Source organism: Microbacterium sp. UMB0228, from assembly GCF_002871415.1.
Classification (GTDB): domain Bacteria; phylum Actinomycetota; class Actinomycetes; order Actinomycetales; family Microbacteriaceae; genus Microbacterium.
On the sequence record NZ_PNFU01000006.1, the window covers coordinates 14,605 to 30,919 of the forward strand.

General features: G+C 67.9%; 19 protein-coding genes and 1 tRNA gene. 5 read left to right on the forward strand and 15 right to left on the reverse strand.

The annotated features are described in order from the left end of the window. Positions 1 to 73: 73 nt before the first annotated feature. A tRNA-Ala gene (locus CJ226_RS13780) sits at positions 74 to 146 on the forward strand. A gap of 1,336 nt (positions 147 to 1,482) precedes the next feature. Here CJ226_RS13780 and CJ226_RS13785 read toward each other — a convergent pair. Further along, complete coding sequence (locus CJ226_RS13785; protein ID WP_102209537.1) at positions 1,483 to 1,815, reverse strand: transcriptional regulator; 333 nt, start codon at positions 1,813 to 1,815, stop codon at positions 1,483 to 1,485. Further along, on the reverse strand, positions 1,812 to 2,312 hold the full coding sequence (locus CJ226_RS13790) for a hypothetical protein (RefSeq protein WP_102209538.1): 501 nt from the start codon (positions 2,310 to 2,312) through the stop codon (positions 1,812 to 1,814). The genes CJ226_RS13785 and CJ226_RS13790 overlap by 4 nt, the downstream gene beginning before the upstream one ends. A gap of 117 nt (positions 2,313 to 2,429) precedes the next feature. Between CJ226_RS13790 and CJ226_RS13795 the strand changes: the two genes are divergently transcribed. Beyond that, positions 2,430 to 3,437 (forward strand): CPBP family intramembrane glutamic endopeptidase, encoded by a 1,008-nt coding sequence (locus CJ226_RS13795; protein WP_102209539.1) that lies wholly within the window; start codon positions 2,430 to 2,432, stop codon positions 3,435 to 3,437. A gap of 60 nt (positions 3,438 to 3,497) precedes the next feature. On the opposite strand, the gene CJ226_RS13800 is transcribed toward CJ226_RS13795, so the two are convergent. Further along, positions 3,498 to 4,223, reverse strand: a complete 726-nt coding sequence (locus CJ226_RS13800) for a hypothetical protein (protein ID WP_146008247.1) — start codon at positions 4,221 to 4,223, stop codon at positions 3,498 to 3,500. Between the two features lie 406 nt (positions 4,224 to 4,629). Between CJ226_RS13800 and CJ226_RS18160 the strand changes: the two genes are divergently transcribed. After that, the gene (locus tag CJ226_RS18160; RefSeq protein WP_180964609.1) at positions 4,630 to 4,803 is read left to right on the forward strand and encodes a hypothetical protein; all 174 of its coding nucleotides are present in this window, start codon (positions 4,630 to 4,632) and stop codon (positions 4,801 to 4,803) included. Between the two features lie 61 nt (positions 4,804 to 4,864). Here CJ226_RS18160 and CJ226_RS13805 read toward each other — a convergent pair whose 3' ends face one another. The 11 genes from CJ226_RS13805 to rplU form a co-directional block, all read right to left on the reverse strand. Further along, the gene (locus CJ226_RS13805) at positions 4,865 to 5,122 is read right to left on the reverse strand and encodes a hypothetical protein (protein ID WP_231868195.1); all 258 of its coding nucleotides are present in this window, start codon (positions 5,120 to 5,122) and stop codon (positions 4,865 to 4,867) included. A gap of 138 nt (positions 5,123 to 5,260) precedes the next feature. Continuing rightward, positions 5,261 to 5,950 carry an SDR family oxidoreductase gene (locus CJ226_RS13810; protein WP_102209541.1) on the reverse strand — a complete coding sequence of 230 codons (690 nt, stop codon included), beginning with the start codon at positions 5,948 to 5,950 and terminating at the stop codon, positions 5,261 to 5,263. Between the two features lies 1 nt (position 5,951). Next, positions 5,952 to 6,332 carry a ribosome silencing factor gene (gene rsfS / locus CJ226_RS13815; RefSeq protein ID WP_062634155.1) on the reverse strand — a complete coding sequence of 127 codons (381 nt, stop codon included), beginning with the start codon at positions 6,330 to 6,332 and terminating at the stop codon, positions 5,952 to 5,954. After that, entirely contained in the window at positions 6,332 to 7,393 is a 1,062-nt protein-coding gene (locus tag CJ226_RS13820; RefSeq protein WP_102209542.1) for a hypothetical protein, read from the reverse strand. The genes rsfS and CJ226_RS13820 overlap by 1 nt, the downstream gene beginning before the upstream one ends. Beyond that, positions 7,390 to 7,992, reverse strand: a complete 603-nt coding sequence (nadD, locus tag CJ226_RS13825) for a nicotinate-nucleotide adenylyltransferase (protein ID WP_029989831.1) — start codon at positions 7,990 to 7,992, stop codon at positions 7,390 to 7,392. The genes CJ226_RS13820 and nadD overlap by 4 nt, the downstream gene beginning before the upstream one ends. Before the next feature lie 6 nt (positions 7,993 to 7,998). Next, positions 7,999 to 8,220 carry a hypothetical protein gene (locus CJ226_RS13830; RefSeq protein ID WP_102209543.1) on the reverse strand — a complete coding sequence of 74 codons (222 nt, stop codon included), beginning with the start codon at positions 8,218 to 8,220 and terminating at the stop codon, positions 7,999 to 8,001. Between the two features lie 67 nt (positions 8,221 to 8,287). Continuing rightward, positions 8,288 to 9,541, reverse strand: coding sequence for a glutamate-5-semialdehyde dehydrogenase (locus tag CJ226_RS13835; RefSeq protein ID WP_062634149.1), 1,254 nt, complete (start codon positions 9,539 to 9,541; stop codon positions 8,288 to 8,290). Between the two features lie 9 nt (positions 9,542 to 9,550). Further along, the gene (gene proB, locus CJ226_RS13840) at positions 9,551 to 10,336 is read right to left on the reverse strand and encodes a glutamate 5-kinase (protein WP_025104970.1); all 786 of its coding nucleotides are present in this window, start codon (positions 10,334 to 10,336) and stop codon (positions 9,551 to 9,553) included. Further along, positions 10,333 to 11,832, reverse strand: a complete 1,500-nt coding sequence (gene obgE, locus CJ226_RS13845) for a GTPase ObgE (protein ID WP_025104971.1) — start codon at positions 11,830 to 11,832, stop codon at positions 10,333 to 10,335. Before obgE ends, proB begins: the two co-directional genes overlap by 4 nt. Before the next feature lie 98 nt (positions 11,833 to 11,930). Then, a complete protein-coding gene (gene rpmA / locus CJ226_RS13850) occupies positions 11,931 to 12,188 on the reverse strand; it encodes a 50S ribosomal protein L27 (RefSeq protein WP_025104972.1) in 258 nt (85 codons plus the stop codon). An 18-nt stretch (positions 12,189 to 12,206) separates the two neighbouring features. After that, positions 12,207 to 12,515, reverse strand: coding sequence for a 50S ribosomal protein L21 (gene rplU, locus CJ226_RS13855; protein ID WP_025104973.1), 309 nt, complete (start codon positions 12,513 to 12,515; stop codon positions 12,207 to 12,209). A 213-nt stretch (positions 12,516 to 12,728) separates the two neighbouring features. Between rplU and CJ226_RS13860 the strand changes: the two genes are divergently transcribed. Beyond that, positions 12,729 to 12,998, forward strand: coding sequence for a DUF4031 domain-containing protein (locus CJ226_RS13860; RefSeq protein ID WP_025104974.1), 270 nt, complete (start codon positions 12,729 to 12,731; stop codon positions 12,996 to 12,998). Here CJ226_RS13860 and CJ226_RS13865 read toward each other — a convergent pair. Further along, on the reverse strand, positions 12,960 to 15,392 hold the full coding sequence (locus CJ226_RS13865; RefSeq protein WP_102209544.1) for an Rne/Rng family ribonuclease: 2,433 nt from the start codon (positions 15,390 to 15,392) through the stop codon (positions 12,960 to 12,962). The genes CJ226_RS13860 and CJ226_RS13865 overlap by 39 nt on opposite strands. A gap of 282 nt (positions 15,393 to 15,674) precedes the next feature. Here CJ226_RS13865 and CJ226_RS13870 point away from each other — a divergent pair, with 282 nt between their 5' ends. Beyond that, positions 15,675 to 16,286 (forward strand): vitamin K epoxide reductase family protein, encoded by a 612-nt coding sequence (locus CJ226_RS13870; protein ID WP_025104976.1) that lies wholly within the window; start codon positions 15,675 to 15,677, stop codon positions 16,284 to 16,286. The last annotated feature ends 29 nt before the right edge of the window (positions 16,287 to 16,315 follow it).

A 16,315-nucleotide genomic window follows, 5' to 3' on the forward strand; every position in this document is an offset into this window, starting at 1 on the left:
CGCCCCGATTGGTGCGGATGCCGAATCGTGTAGTAGTGTTTTCACGTTGCCCGGGGTTCCCGGAGCAGCGTCTGGGCCTGTGGCGCAGCTGGTAGCGCACCTGCATGGCATGCAGGGGGTCAGGGGTTCGAGTCCCCTCAGGTCCACGAAAAACCCCTGGTGATCCAGGGGTTTTTGCGTTTCTGAGGAGCACCGTTTCGAGGCCGCTCACGACTTACTCACGATTTTTCGACGAGTTCTAACCATCTCGGACGAAAAGCAACGAGCGCCCACGTGCTGAGCATGCTGAGCTGCCAGTGTATCCTCACCGGCGACTTGCGCCGTGCGATGCGGCCTCGAGAATCTGGGGGGCTCTGGCCGCCCCACTCGCGCACCCTGCTATGAGGCCACGCTAAGGATGAGACGCTCCGCCAACCCCGACAGTGTCGTAATCGCTGCGGATGCCACAGCTATCAGGATCACCGCGTATGTCGCGACTATTGAGCGCGGCAATTTCTCAGACCAGGCGTAGAACAGTACCCCAGCGGCAGCGCAAAAACTGCACACTGCCGCAGCCACTTGCGCGAAAGCCATTCTCACGAATGCGATTGGCTCCTCGCTGGGGCCAGCGTTAGAGAATACCACCGCCACAAGGATGGGAATTATCACGATTCCGAAGAATGCTGTCCATCCTAACCTTTTGGTCAACCGTGCAATATTCTGATGTGCAGTATTCCGATGTGCAGAATCACTCGTTTCGACCATAGGGCGAGAATATCGCTATATGCTTCGGGCGGGGCGTTCCGATGATCTTGCGCAGGCGCCGTGACATGACGAAGGCGGCGCGGCTCACTCCAGCGGTACCTCGGCACGGCCTCACGAGGTCACGTTCGTGAATGTCCCGTCACACGACCGAAACACAACAGCCGCCGGGGTCAGCATTCCACCCCGGGGCGAGCAGGAACACCAGTAACAGCACCAGGGCTCGGAACGGCGAAGGACGACGCTGCGACGACGCCACCTGCACCGCCCACGGGCTGGCTCCTAGCGATGACCGAAGTGTGTGCCCGAAACGCGTGCTCGTTCGCTGACTTCAAGGGTCAGTTCATCCTGTGATACCCGAGTGCAGATGGCGTTGTACAGGCCGGCTACTACAGTCTCGCCTTGTCTGCATGACACCACGAGGGCGTCGAGGGCGAAGCGAGACTCGGCTCGATCGCTCTGCAGAAGGCGGATAACAGGCCCTCCGTCAATCTCGATTTCTGCAGGAGCACCCTTGAGGTTCACCGTGCAGATGTCGCCATGGCATGAACTGACAACCGACGCAGCATTGACGCTACATCCAGTGAGGGATGCCGTGACCGCACTCAACATGAGCACTACTCCGGCAGGAAGACCGATGGAACGCAACCTGAGACCTCTTTCGAAAGACGGTAATGACTATAATTTCAGTTTCTGGATGGCTGGTCCCATCTCCTGCGAGGAAGACAGGGCGACCATTGGTCACTCAGGCGGTGAGGGATGGTCCTGCTCCTGGGTGGACCCGTCGGGCGGGGGTGTTCCGATGATCTTGTGCAGCGCCGCGACATGACGCGAATATGCGGCGCGGCCCTCATCGGTAATCCGCACCCACGTGCGCGGCCGTCCGACGCCTCGGGCCTTCGACACGCTCACGTATCCGGCTTCTTTTAGCACCGTGAGGTGTTTGCTCGCAACGGAGTCCGCGACTCCCAGCAGATCGCGGAGCACGGCGAACTCCGCCTGTTCCGCCGAGTTGAGGTAGGCGCAGATCTGGAGGCGATTCGGCGAATGAATCACCTCGTCCGTATCGATCATGCGGCCTCCAAAAGCGTCTTGCGGATTCCGACGTCGATGCGCCATTCGGCGAACGCCCACACGGGCCCCACCAGTGCGCCGAGCACCCACTGGGCCCAACCCCAGCCATAGAATTCGCTCCAGACGGTCCCAAGCATCAGCAGCACTAGGTAGACACCGATCGCAGCCACCAGCCACCCCACCGTGGAACCGCGAACCGCGCTCAACTGCATCCGGTCCGAGATCTTCACTCCCGTCACCCGTGTCTTCAGCCATGTCACAACCGGGGCGATAGCCGCCAAGGCCAGCGCGATGACCCAGAACGCCTTCGTTGCAAAGACCACGGAGAAGGCCGCCCCCCAGATGACGGCGGTGAGCACGTACACCCACCACGGCGACACCACATGTTGCAATGCCCGGGATGCGGCCCGAGTCCCCAGCAGAAGCAGCGCATTCGGATCGATGTCTCGACCCTGACGGTCGTCGTGGTCCCCGTTCCCCAGCGATTCTCTTTCCATGCCGGAAACATAACAGCAACATCGAATACTTTCCAACTTGGAAAACCCGTAGACTCGGAGCTAACGTGTTACGCATCATCAGCATAGTGCGGCGACTTGGTTCGCCCAGGAGGAAGCATGACGAAAAGCACCGATGGCCAGAACCACTCGGCCGGCGCCCCGGAAGAGCCACTCATGGCGTTTCATCGACTGGCGCGCCTGCGCCCTGGTTATCGGTGGTGGAGCCCTCTCGTCACTGGGATCCTCGGAATCACTGTCTTTGCTCTCCTCATCGCCGCCTTCATCGCTGCAGAGATGCAGGTCGGCTCCACCCTGGGCTCGGATGGGGAGGTCTCGGAGATGCCCGCCACGACGCGGATCGCCGACCCGGAGAACCCGATGATTCTGGTCATCACGGTCGTGCCGATTATTCTGATGCTTCCGGCGCTCTTCTTCGCCTCCAGGCTCGTTCAGGGCCGCGGCGTCGGGTACCTGTCGTCCGTCACCGGCCGGCTGCGCATGAGATGGCTCGGGGTGAGCGTCATCATCGCCGCGAGCGTCCTCCCCATCGTGTTGTTGGCCGCTCTGGGGCTCCGGCTGGCCATGGGCGCGCCTACCCGCGTCGACTTCACCCATCCGAACGTCTGGTTGCTGAGCGTTCTCGTAATCGTGTTGATCCCGTTCCAAGCAATGGCGGAAGAGTATGTCTTCCGCGGCTACCTCATGCAGCTCGTCGGTGCCTGGCTCCGCCGCCCCGTCTTTGCCATCCTCCTCCCCATCCCGCTGTTCACCTTCGGGCATTACTACGACCTCTGGGGCATGCTCGACGTGACCGTCTTCGCCGTCGCCGCCGCCTGGCTCACCTGGCGCACTGGCGGCCTGGAAGCTGCCATCGCTCTCCACGTCGTCAACAACATCCTCGTGATGCTGCTCAACGCGATGGGCATCGATCTCAGCGACGGCGTCCTCGGACTCCCCGGACTACTGATCTCCACCATCGGCGTCGTGGGCTACACCGTCCTCATCGTCCGTTTCGCCGACCGACTCGGAATCGAACGCGGTCGCGCTCTCATTGGAAGCGACCAGGATCGGAGCCTCGCACTCCGCGCGAGGCCCGGTCAGGCGGCACCGCATGGCATTGGCTGACCGCCGCAACATCTGGCGCCTCCCCGCGTGCCGTCACCGCCCGCTTTCTCCCGACCTCCTTTAACTGGGGATAAGCCCCCCGTCAGCGTCACGTCCTCGCCCCCCGGACACCCGGAGCGGCGGAACCGTGCTCGCTCCCTGGCACGTGCCCGACGCGAAAGCGGGTGATGCACCAGGTGTGACCTGACGCACCACCCGCTTCCTGGGGGTGTCAGCTCCGCGAGGAGGTCTGCTGCGGCGACGCGTGAACGTCGCGACAGCTGCACCGAGGAGCGCGATAAGGCCGGCGCCGAGGGCGACGGCACCGCCGACGGCACCACCCGTCGCCGCGAGGGACGCTCCGGACCCGGCCACGGCCGGAGTCTTCGCGAACCACGGGCCCTCGTCGGTGACCTTCTTGCCGGAGTAGATGGACTTGCCGGACGCGGTCGCGGTGTCCGCGTGCGTCTTGCCGTCCTTCACACCGGTGAGGGTGCCCTTGCAGTCGACGAACTCGCCGACCGCGAGGTTCCCGATCTTGTCACCGGCGACGGTCTTGCCGTCGACGGTGCAGATGATGCCCGTCACGGACCCGGACGCGCCCTGGTGGGTCTTGTCCGTGAGGGCAACGTCCTTCAGGGGTACGTCACCGGTGTTGGTGACGCGGAGTCCGATGCGGGTGCCTTTGGCGAGCTCGTTCTTCGGGATGTTGTACGCGGCCGCCGCGGTGTCGCGGTCACCGGCCTTCATGCCCTCGGAGAGCGTGAACCCGGCGGCTACTGGCGAGGATCCACGCCAGCCAGACACCGGAGAAGTCCCGACTTACTCACGCTAAACAGCAGCAACTAACGGTAACCAACCCGACTGTTGCCGACACCGAAGCCACGGCAGTTGCTAAAGTCCATCGCAGATCAACAACAACCAGAAAAGACCAGACTGCACGCAAGCCATGCAGGGGGTCAGGGGTTCGAGTCCCCTCAGGTCCACGAAAAACCCTCGGTCCGCCGGGGGTTTTTGCGTACCCGGGTCGGTTGCCGAGGCACCGCATCAGGCGTTGACGCCGTAAGGCCCGCGCTCGGGGACGACCTGCCTGCTGTGGCCCGATCACCTGATGCTGCGTGACCTCCTAGCGGCCGCCGGCATGCCCCGTCAACCACCTCCCCCGCAGACGCGAGCGCGCGTAGACAGAGGGCGTCCGACGAAAGGAGACGACATGTCCAACACGACTCCCCCGATCCCACCTCTCCCGCCGATCGCGGACGGCGACGAGGAAGACGTCCCGACGCGCGAAGTCGACGGCGACGAGGTGCTCGACGAGGACATCGACGACGCACGGATCGACAGCGCGGAGGCCGACCGCGCCGCGACCACCGGCGAAGGCGACTGACTCCGACAGCGATGATGGGCGCCACCTCGGCGAGGGGCGCCCATCTGTCGTGCCGAGCGGACTAGGTGGCCAGCAGCGGCGGACGGTGCGGGATGGAGATGGGCCGTGTGGCCCGGCTCGCCCCCTGCATCCGCTCGACCTCCTCCAGCACCTCGAACGCCGTGCCGTATCGGATCGCGAGCGGAAGATCGCGCAGCCACGTCACCTCGACCTCGGTGTCGGCGAGCTCGTACACGCAGGCGACGACATGACGCGGGTCGTTCGGGGGATAGCGCAGATCGTTGATCACCCACTCCGACGGCGTGATGCGGTGAAGCACGAAACGGGGATCAGGAACTTCTGACATCAGTCGGCCCTCCAGGACTCTCTGATGACGAGCCTCCGATACCCCGCCGGGGAAGGGAAGGGCCTTGACACCTTCGCGACGAGATGCAGGAGAATGGGGGGATCGGCCTTTTCAGCCCTGGGGACGCACCGTGAGATCCGTCAGGTGGGCGTCCCGCGGCAGGTCGAGCGCGGTGAGGATCGTCGTCGCCACCGCCTCCGGTGTGATGAACCGCGCCGCGTCGTACTCCTGACCTTCCTGCCGGTGCACCCGCTCCTGCATGGGCGTCGCCGTCCGCCCCGGATACACCGAGGTCACGCGGAGACCGTGCTCGGCCTCCTCCTGCCGGAGCGCGTCGGCGAGAGCCCGCAGGCCGTGCTTCGAGGCCGCGTAGGCCGACCACCCCGGGCTCGCCCGAAGCCCGGCGCCGGAGTTCACGAACACGACATGCCCCCGCGAGACCCGGAGCACGGGAAGCAGGAGCCGGGTGAGCTCCGCCGGAGCGACGAGATTGACGGCGAGCTGCTGGTCCCAGAGCGCCGGGGTGAGCTCCCCCACCGTTCCGAGATCGACGACGCCTGCCGCGTGCACCAGGGAGTCGATGCGATCCGGCAGGCTCTGCTTCGAGAGCGCCCACGACAGGCGTCCCGGCTGGGCGAGGTCACCGACCAGGGTCGAGACCCCCGGCAGCTCCTCGGCGATCTGTCGCGCCCGTCCCGCGTCGCGCGCGAGCACCACGACGTCGTCGCCGCGCTCCACGAGCCGTCGGGCGAGGACCGCGCCGATGCCCGACCCCGCACCGGTCAGCAGGTGCGTGGCCATGTCAGGCGTTGTCGGCCGACGTTTCGGCGACCTCGAGCGGGATGACCGGGCAGTCCTTCCACAGACGCTCCAGGCCGTAGTAGACCCGCTCCTCCTGGTGGAAGACGTGGACGATGAGGTCGCCGAAGTCCAGCAGCACCCAGCGCGCCTCGGCACGCCCCTCCCGGCGCACGCGCTTGTGACCGGACTCGACGAGACGGTCTTCGATCTCGTCGGCGATCGCGGCGACGTTCCGCTCGCTGTTGCCGGTCACGAGGAGGAAGATGTCGACGAGCGGAAGCGGCTCGGAGACGTTCAGCGCGACGAGGTCCTCACCGCCCTTGGCCACGGCGGCGTCGGCGGCGATGCGCAGCATCTCTTCGGCGGTTTCGGGTGATTGCATCAGAAGACGTTTCCTGTGAAGGCGATGACCAGGGCCGTGCCCAGGCCCAGCGCGAGGGCGCCCGCGACGATGGCGGCGATCAGCATCAGCCGGTTGCCCTTCTCGGGTGCCGGCGGACGGATCACCTCGCCGGCGGGCTTGATGGTGCTGACCGCGGAGCTCGCCGCGATCGGAGTCGGGGACGACGCGGGCGGGAGCTCCCCGTCGATGAGGACGGCGTCGACCTCTTTGCCGTCCGTGGTGCCGTGAGCGTGCCCCTGCGAACCGAGCCCCTTGGGCAGTTCGTAGGACCCCGTGACGAGGATCTCGCCCGTGGAAGCCACCGGCCCGGACAGCGACCCCTCACCGGCTGACGGCGTGAAGATCAGGGCGTTCGGTGCCGAGTGCTGGGTGCCCCCGGAGTCGTTCGAGGTGAGCAGCTCGTCAAATGAGGGACGGAACGGCGCGGGCTCGGCGGGCGCGTCCTCCTGGAGCACGCCCTCCCCGAACGTGGGGCTCACGGTCGGGCGCTCGCCCGGCTCGATGTCGTCGTCGCCCTCCTCCTCGAGGAGATCCTCGTCCGAGGCCTCGTCCTCCGCGGGGACACCGAGGACCTCCGACAGATCCGACGGGGCCGACTCCGTCTGCGGGCCCTCGTCTTCGACGAGGGGCACCGTGCCGACGGTGTCGGCGACGTCGGCGGCGCTGACGGGCTCCGCGGCGACCTCGTCATCGACGGCGTCGTCCTCCTCCGTCGGTGCCGCCGGCTGCTGATCCGCCGCGACATCGTGCGCGGCGTGATCCTCCGTGCCGTGAGCCGGGACCGAGGCGGTCTTGATCTTCTCCTGCTCCCGCGCCTGGCGGCGGGTCAGCGGAGCGGCACCGGGCTCGACCGGGCCTTCGGCGACCGGCGCCGGGGGGACGACGACGGGCTCGGCGGCGCGGGGCAGCGGCTGGGCGGGAGGAGCGGACTCCGCGGCGGCTTTGGCCTCTTCCTCGCTGATGATCGGGGTGGATCCCGTCAACCGGATCTCCCGCAGCTGCTTCCGCGTCAGCGGACCTCGCTGATCCGATGTGCTCATGCCTTGCTCCGATACAGATGATGCTTCGCGATGTACTGGACGACCCCGTCGGGGACGAGGTACCAGACCGGTTGATCGTCACGGACGCGCTCACGGCAGTCCGTCGACGAGATCGACAGCGCCGGCACCTCGAGCTGGCTGACGTCGTCGCTCGGGAGGCCGTCGATGCTCAGAACGTGTCCTGGGCGGGAGACCGCGACGAAGTGGGCCAACTCCCACAGTTCATCATGGTCTCTCCAACTGAGAATTTGCGCCACGGCATCAGCACCGCTGATGAAGAACAGCTCGGCGTCCGGACGCTGAGCCTTGAGATCCCGCAGGGTGTCGATCGTGTACGTCGGTCCCGCGCGGTCGATGTCGACCCTGCTGACCGTGAACTGCGGATTGGACGCCGTGGCGATCACGGTCATCAGGTAGCGGTGCTCGCTGGGCGTCACGTCGGCCTTCTGCCACGGACGACCGGTCGGGACGAACACCACCTCGTCGAGATCGAACGAGTGCGCGACCTCGCTGGCGGCGACCAGGTGGCCGTGATGGATCGGATCGAAGGTGCCGCCCATCACGCCGATGCGCGGTGCGCGCGTGGTCGCGGTGCTCATGAGGGCCTAGTGGCCGTGTCCCGCCTCGTGTTCCTTGCCGTGCTTCGCCGCCCAGGCCTCGGCCTTCGCCGAGTGGCGGTTCGCGACATTCTTGTACGACAGCGTCACAAGACCGAGCGCGGCGAACACGATCGCGGCGATGACTCCGAAGATCACCGTTTCGAGGGCCACGTTGCCGTGGTGCTCGGTCTCTGCGGCGGCCATCGCGATCTGTGCGACGAGGTTCATCCTGACTCCGTTCGTGGCGTGCTGTCTCGGGGGTCCTGTGGGGATACAGCGTCCCCCAGTCTAGCCCTCACCCGCGCGTCTGACCTGCCCCACGCGCGAGCCACTTCGTACTGGTCAGTTCGGAGAGCCCCATCGGGCCGCGCGTGTGCAGCTTCTGCGTCGAGATCCCGACCTCAGCGCCGAAGCCGAACTCGGCCCCGTCGGTGAATCGGGTCGAGGCGTTTGCCATCACGACCGCGGAGTCGACTTCGCCCAGGAAGCGTTCCGCGTTGCGCGCGTCGGTGGTGATGATCGACTCCGTGTGACCCGTGCTGTATCGGCGGATGTGGTCGAGAGCGTCGTCGAGGCTGTCGACCACCTTCATGGCGACGTCGAGGCTGAGGTACTCGGTGGCCCAGTCCTCCTCCGTGGCCGGGATCACGTTGGCGACGAGGCCCGCCACGACATCGTCGCCGTGGATTGCCACACCCTCGCTCATGAGCGCGCTCGCGACGAGGGGGATCAGCCGCGGGGCGGCCTGCCGGTGCACGAGGACCGTCTCGACCGCGTTGCACACGCTCGGCCGCTGCACCTTGGCGTTCACGACGATGTCGCAGGCCCAGTCGTCGGGGGCGCTCTCGTCGAGCAGGATGTGCACGTTCCCCGCGCCCGTCTCGATGACCGGCACGGTCGACTCCGTCACGACGGTCTCGATGAGACCGGCGCTGCCGCGCGGCACGAGCACGTCGATGAAGCCGCGGCCGTGCATGAGCGCCTTCGCCCCGTCGCGCCCGAAGTCGTCGACGGTCTGGATCGCCTCCGGCGTCACGCCCGCCGTACCGAGGGCGGCGCGCATCACGTCGACGAGCACCGTGTTCGAGTCGCGCGCGGCGCTGCCTCCGCGCAGGACCACGGCGTTGCCGGATCGCAGCGCGAGCGCCGCGATGTCGACGGTCACGTTGGGACGCGCCTCGTAGATCGCGCCGACCACCCCGAACGGGACGCGTACCTGCTCGAGAGCCACGCCGTTGGGCATCCGATGGCCACCCACCACCCGGCCGACGGGATCGGGCAGCGCGGCCACCTGGCGGACGGCGGCGGCGAGAGCCGACACCCGCTTCTCGTCGAGGCGGAGCCGGTCGATGAGGGACTCGCCGATGCCGTCGTCACGCCCGCGCGCGACGTCGCGCTCGTTGGCCTCGATGATCCGGGCGGCGTTCGCCTCGAGGGCGACGGCGACGGCTTCCAGCGCCCGCGCCTTGTCGTCGCTGGTGAGAGCGGCGGTCTCCCGCGAGGCCTCCTTGGCCCGCTCCAGGCGCGTCTGAGGGGTGAGGTCGGTCATCCGCCCAGTCTAGGAGGTGGCCGGCTCGAACCAGGTTCCGATGTCGGCACCCGCGAGCGCCTGGGCGACGAGGTCCGCGCTGGTCACCAGGACGCCGATGCCGGAAGCCGCGGCCAGCCGGGCGGCGGAGACCTTCGTGGCCGCTCCCCCGGTGCCGACGCTGTTGACGACGGTGGCGCCGAACTCCAGCCCGGAGAGATCGGCGTCGGGGGCCACGATGTCGATGGGCTCCGCCCCGGGGTCGCTCGGCGGGCGCGTGTACAGCGACTCGATGTCGCTGAGGAGGATGAGCGCGTCGGCCTCGATGAGCTGGGCGACGAGAGCGCCGAGCCGGTCGTTGTCGCCGAAGCGGATCTCCTGTGTCGCGACGGTGTCGTTCTCGTTCACGATCGGCAGGATGCGCAGCCCGAGCAGACGCTCCATGGCGCGACGCGCGTTCGACCGCGACGTCGGGTTCTCGAGGTCTCCGGTGGTGAGCAGCACCTGACCGGCGACGATGTCGAAGGGCCGCAGGGCCTCCTGATACCGGTAGACGAGGATGTTCTGGCCGACCGCAGCCGCGGCCTGCTGCGTGGCGAGGTCGGTGGGCCGCGCGTCCAGGCGGAGGAAGGGGATGCCGGAGGCGATCGCTCCCGACGACACGAGCACGACCTCTGCTCCGCGGGCATGCGCCGCGGCCAGCGCCTCGACGAGCACCGGGATGCGCCAGGACGACTCGCCGCTGATGGACGACGAGCCCACCTTCACGACGATCCGCGTCGCCGTCGCGAGGTCGGCGCGCGTGCGTGCGGTCACGCTTCGTCCTCGCGGTAGGTGGCCAGGCGCTCGGCCTCCAGCTCGGCGCGCGCCTGCGCCTTGGCGTCCATGCGCTCGTAGTACTGCTCGCGCCGCTCGGACGTGGTGCGGCGGGCGTTCGGCGCCAGACGCGGGTCGGTGCCGCGGGGCGCGGTCATGAGCTCGGCGGCGGAGCTCATCGTCGGCTCCCAGTCGAAGACGATGCTGTCGCCTTCGCCGATGACGACCGTCGACCCCTGCACGGCGCCGAGGCGGAAGAGCTCGTCCTCGACGCCCAGCTTCTCCAGACGGTCGGCGAGGTAGCCCACAGCCTCCTCGTTCTGGAAGTCGGTCTGCTGCACCCAGCGCACCGGCTTCTCGCCGAGGATGCGGTAGATGTTGCCGTAGGTGCCGCCCTCGACGCGGATCGTGAACGGCTTCACGGAGCCCTTCGGCCGGATGACGACGCGCTCGCGCGGCGCCTCGACCGCGGTCTCCTTACGGTGCTGCTCGACCAGCTCGCCGAGGGCGAGCGTGAGGGGGCGCAGCCCCTCGTGCGAGACCGTGGAGATCTCGAACACCCGGAAACCACGGGCTTCCAGGTCAGGACGCACGAGGTCGGCGAGGTCACGCGCCTCGGGCACGTCGACCTTGTTCAGCGCCACGAACTGCGGGCGCTCCAGCAGCGGCGTCTGCCCCTCCGGCACCTCGTACGCGGCCAGTTCGGCGAGGATGACGTCGAGGTCGGAGATCGGGTCGCGGTTCGGCTCCAGCGTCGCGCAGTCGAGCACGTGCAGCAGGGCGGAGCAGCGCTCCACGTGCCGCAGGAACTCGAGTCCGAGCCCGCGTCCCTCGCTGGCGCCCTCGATGAGGCCGGGCACATCGGCGACGGTGTAGCGGAAGTCCTCCACCTGGACGACACCGAGGTTCGGGTGCAGCGTCGTGAAGGGGTAGTCGGCGATCTTGGGCCGTGCGGCCGAGATCGCGCCGATGAGGCTCGACTTGCCCGCGGACGGGTAGCCCACGAGCGCCACGTCGGCGACGGTCTTGAGCTCGAGCACGACATCGCCCTCGAAGCCCGGGGTGCCGAGCAGAGCGAACCCGGGAGCCTTGCGCTTGGGGGTCGCCAGGGCCGCGTTGCCCAGTCCACCCTGACCGCCGGCGGCCACGACGAAGCGCTCGCCCGGCTCGATCATGTCGATCAGGACGTCGCCGTTCGGGTTCTTGACCACGGTGCCGACCGGGACGGGGAGCTCCAGGGTCTCGCCGTCGAAGCCGGAGCGGTGGTCGCCCATGCCCGGTCCGCCGTTGCCCGACGAGCGGTGCGGCGAGTGGTGGTACGACAGCAGCGTGCCGGTCTGCGTGTCGGCGACGAGCACGATGTCGCCGCCGTCGCCGCCGTTGCCGCCGTCCGGACCGCCGAGGGGCTTGAACTTCTCCCGGTGCACGGAGACGCAGCCGTTGCCGCCCTTGCCTGCACGCAGGTGCAGAGTGACGGTGTCGACGAACGTGACCATGTGCGAGTCCTTCGGTTGCTCAGGGTGCCTGACGGCAGATACACGGACGGGGCGAGCCGAAGCCCGCCCCGAACCGGATGTTTAGCGTGGTGCTGTGATCACTCAGCAGCAGCGACGATGTTGACGACCTTGCGGCCGCCCTTCGCGCCGAACTCGACCGCACCGGCGGCCAGAGCGAACAGGGTGTCGTCGCCACCACGGCCGACGTTGGCGCCGGGGTGGAAGTGGGTGCCGCGCTGGCGGACGATGATCTCGCCGGCGAGGACCTGCTGACCGCCGAAGCGCTTCACGCCGAGGCGCTGTGCGTTGGAGTCACGACCGTTACGGGTGGAGCTTGCGCCCTTTTTGTGTGCCATGTCCTGGTCTCCTCGGTCTTACTTGATGCCGGTGATCTTGACGCGCGTGAGCTCCTGGCGGTGGCCCTGACGCTTCTTGTAGCCGGTCTTGTTCTTGTACTTCTGGATGACGATCTTCGGGCCGCGGAGGTTGCCGACGACCTCAGCCGTGACGGTGACCTTCGCCAGCGCGTCGGCGTCGGTGGTCACCGTGGAGCCGTCGACGAGCAGCACGGCGGGCAGCTGGATCTTGTCGCCCTGGGCAGCCTGAACACGGTCGAGCTGAACGATGGTGCCGACCTCGACCTTCTCCTGCCGGCCACCGGCGCGCACTACTGCGTAAACCACTTCATACCTGTTTCGTTGGGGAGCACGCGGCTCCGAGAATCTCACGGGAAGACTGTTGCTTGCATGCGTCGCTGGTACGACGGGCGCGAATGCAAGACTCTCCGCTTCGGCCGTCGAGGACGAGGCGGCATGCGCACCAAGGGACTACTTTACCGGATGCCGGACGACCTCGCAAAGTGAGCCGGGTGACGGGGCCGGTCGTAGGCTGACGGAGTGACCGTACTCGTCGACGACCCCCGCTGGCCCGCCCACGGACGCCTGTGGGCGCACCTGGTCAGCGACGACAACCTCGACGAGCTGCACGCGTTCGCGCGCAGCCACGGGATCCCGGCGCGGGCCTTCGACCTTGATCACTACGACGTCCCTGAGGACGCGGTCCCCCGGCTCATCGCCGGCGGTGCACAGCACGTCTCCGGCAGGGAGCTGGTCACCCGCCTGATCGCGTCAGGCCTCCGGGTCCGCGGACGCGACCGGCGCCACTGACGCCTCCGAGCTCACGGACACCGGCGTGCCGGAGAGCGCGGCGGTGGTGACCCGACGCCGTCCACGACCCTGACCCGGCGCCTTCGGCTCCGGGAGCGCGTCCAGGACCGAGTCGAGAAGCTCCTCGGTCGGCGTCTTCGGCCCCTTGCGGTCCCCGCGCTTCTTCCGGGCCTTCTTCGGGCGCTCGGACGTGGGAGCCGGTGCGGGCTCGGCGGCGGGAGCCTCGGCGACCGCGTCACCGGCAGGCGCGATCGTGGACGCGGCGATCTGCGCGAGCGCCGACTTGGCCCCCTCGGTGATGCTGTGGGTCACCGGCGGGGCGGCGGGGGCGGAGTGGTTTCCGCCGCCGTTGCCATTGCCGTTGCCGCCGTTCCCGCGCTGGCGGCGTCCGCCGTTGCCGTTGCCGCCGTTGTTGTTGTTGTTGTTGCCGTTCGCGCGGTGCTTCACGACCGGGTCGTGGTGCACGATCACGCCGCGACCCGCACACACCTCGCACGCCTCGCTGAAGGTCTCCAGCAGGCCGAGGCCGAGCTTCTTGCGCGTCATCTGCACCAGACCGAGCGAGGTGACCTCGGCGACCTGGTGCTTCGTCCGGTCGCGGCTCAGGCACTCGATGAGTCGACGCAGCACGAGGTCGCGGTTGGACTCCAGCACCATGTCGATGAAGTCGACGACGATGATGCCGCCGATGTCCCGCAGACGCAGCTGGCGGACGATCTCCTCCGCGGCCTCGAGGTTGTTCTTGGTGACGGTCTCCTCGAGGTTCCCGCCCGAGCCGACGAACTTGCCGGTGTTGACGTCGACGACCGTCATGGCCTCGGTGCGGTCGATCACGAGCGAGCCGCCGGAGGGCAGCCACACCTTGCGGTCCAGCGCCTTCTCGATCTGCTCGGTGATGCGGAACGCGTCGAAGGGGTCGACGTCGTCCTCATAGGCCTCGACGCGCTCGAGCAGGTCGGGGGCGACGCTCTCCAGGTACGCCCGGATCGTGCGCTGCGACTCCTCGCCCTGGATGAGCATCTTCGTGAAATCCTCGTTGAAGACATCACGGACGATCTTCACGAGCAGGTCGGGCTCGGCGTGCAGGAGCGCGGGGGCCTGCTGGCTCTCGACCTGCTTCTGGATGTGCTCCCACTGCGAGGTGAGGCGCTGCACGTCGCGGGTCAGCTGCTCCTCGGTGGCGCCCTCGGCCGCCGTGCGGACGATCACGCCGGACGACTCCGGCAGCACCTCCTTGAGGATGCGCTTGAGTCGCGCGCGCTCGTTGTCGGGCAGCTTGCGGCTGATGCCATTCATCGAGCCGCCGGGCACGTACACGAGGTAGCGGCCGGGCAGCGAGATCTGGCTCGTGAGGCGGGCGCCCTTGTGACCCACCGGGTCCTTGGTGACCTGGACGAGCACGCGATCGCCCGGCTTCAGCGCCAGTTCGATGCGACGGGGCTGGTTGCCGGTCTCGACGCCGTCCCAGTCGACCTCGCCCGAGTAGAGCACGGCGTTGCGGCCGCGACCGATGTCGACGAACGCGGCCTCCATGCTGGGAAGCACGTTCTGCACGCGACCGAGGTAGACGTTGCCGATCAGCGAGGCGTCCTGATTGCGGGCGACGTAGTGCTCCACGAGCACGCCGTCCTCCAGCACGCCGATCTGCGTGCGGCCGTTCTTGGAGCGCACGACCATCTTGCGGTCGACGGACTCCCGGCGTGCGAGGAACTCGGCCTCGGTCACGACCGGACGGCGGCGACCGGCGTCGCGGCCGTCACGACGGCGCTGCTTCTTGGCCTCGAGGCGCGTCGAGCCCTTGATCGCCTTCGGCTCGGTGATGTACTCGACGACGCGCTGACGCTGCCGCGGCTCGTCGCGCTGGTCGTCGCCCTCGGAGCCGCCACGACGACGACGCCCCCGGCGGCCTCCCCCGGACTCGTCCTGGTCGCGCTCCGGCGCACGGTCGTCGCGAGCGGGGCGTGCAGGAAGCGGGACGATCTCCGGTGCGTAGAAGTGCAGCTGGGTCGACACCTGCGACACGAAGACCTCGGGCAGCAGTCCGAGCGACACGGCGGTGACCGGCGCGGGCTTCTCCGGCTGCGCAGGGACCTCGGGCTCGGCAGGAGTTTCGGACTCCGCGGGAGTTTCGGACTCCGCGGAAGCCTCGGACTCCGCAGGGGCCTCGGGCTCGGCAGGGGCCTCGGGCTCGGCAGGAGCCTCGGACTCCGCCGGCGCCTCGGACTCCGCAGGAGCCTCGGACTCCGCAGGGACGTCCTCGGACGGAGCCTGCGCCGTGGGAGCCTCGCTCTCCGCCTCGAGCTCTGCGGCCTCGGTGGGCGCCGTCAGCGGCTCCGCGGCATCAGCCGGGGCGTCGAGGGCGGGGGCGTTGTTGTCATTGTTCTCATCGGCCATCTCTGGCGTGCTCCCTGGCACGGTCCACTGCGTGTCCCGTGAAATCTCATGCGGCACCCGCGGGTGCCGCGAACTCAATCGGCCTGCGACCGGCTCATGGCTCTGGTCGCGTGGGGCATGGGCCCCGAAGTCTGCTCGACGCGTGTCGCGGCAACGCCGTTCATCGCATCACAGGTCATTATCGCACCACATCGGTCCGATCGCGGCATCCCGTCGCTCACCGCCCGTTTTCTCCGGGCGGTTCTCGCCCTTTCCATAGCCGTCGCTGGGATAATCCTGAGCATGAGCGAGCAGCGCACCCGCCCCGTCGTCTATGCCGTGTGGTTGATCATCGCGAGCGTCATCGGCTGGTACGCCGCTTTCCAGCTCACCGTCGAGAAGTTCGCACTGCTGGAGAAGCCGCAGGAAGCGCTCGGGTGCGATCTCAGCCCGTTCATCCAGTGCAGCGTCAACCTGCAGTCGTGGCAGGGATCGGTGTTCGGCTTCCCCAACCCGATCATCGGCCTCACCGGCTGGATGGCGCCGCTCGTCGTCGGCGTCGCGATCCTCGCCGGGGCACGGTTCCCGCGATGGTTCTGGGCGGCGTTCGGCGCGGGCATCACCTTCGCCTTCGGCCTCGTGTGCTGGCTGATCGCGCAGAGCCTGTACAGCCTCTTCGTGCTCTGCCCCTGGTGCATGGTCACCTGGGCGGTGACGATCCCCACCTTCTTCGCCACGATGGTCCATCTGGCCCGCAACGGCACCTTCACGAGCAACGCGAAGGTCCGTGCGCGCGCCGAGAAGCTCATGCCGTGGGTGCCGCTGGCGACCGTCATCGCGTACGCGCTCATCATTTTCCTCGCGCAGCTGCAGGGACTCGACTTCCTCGGCGAGATGGCGAAGATCCTCTTCTGATCTCTCCGTGAGAACGACGAAGCCCGTCC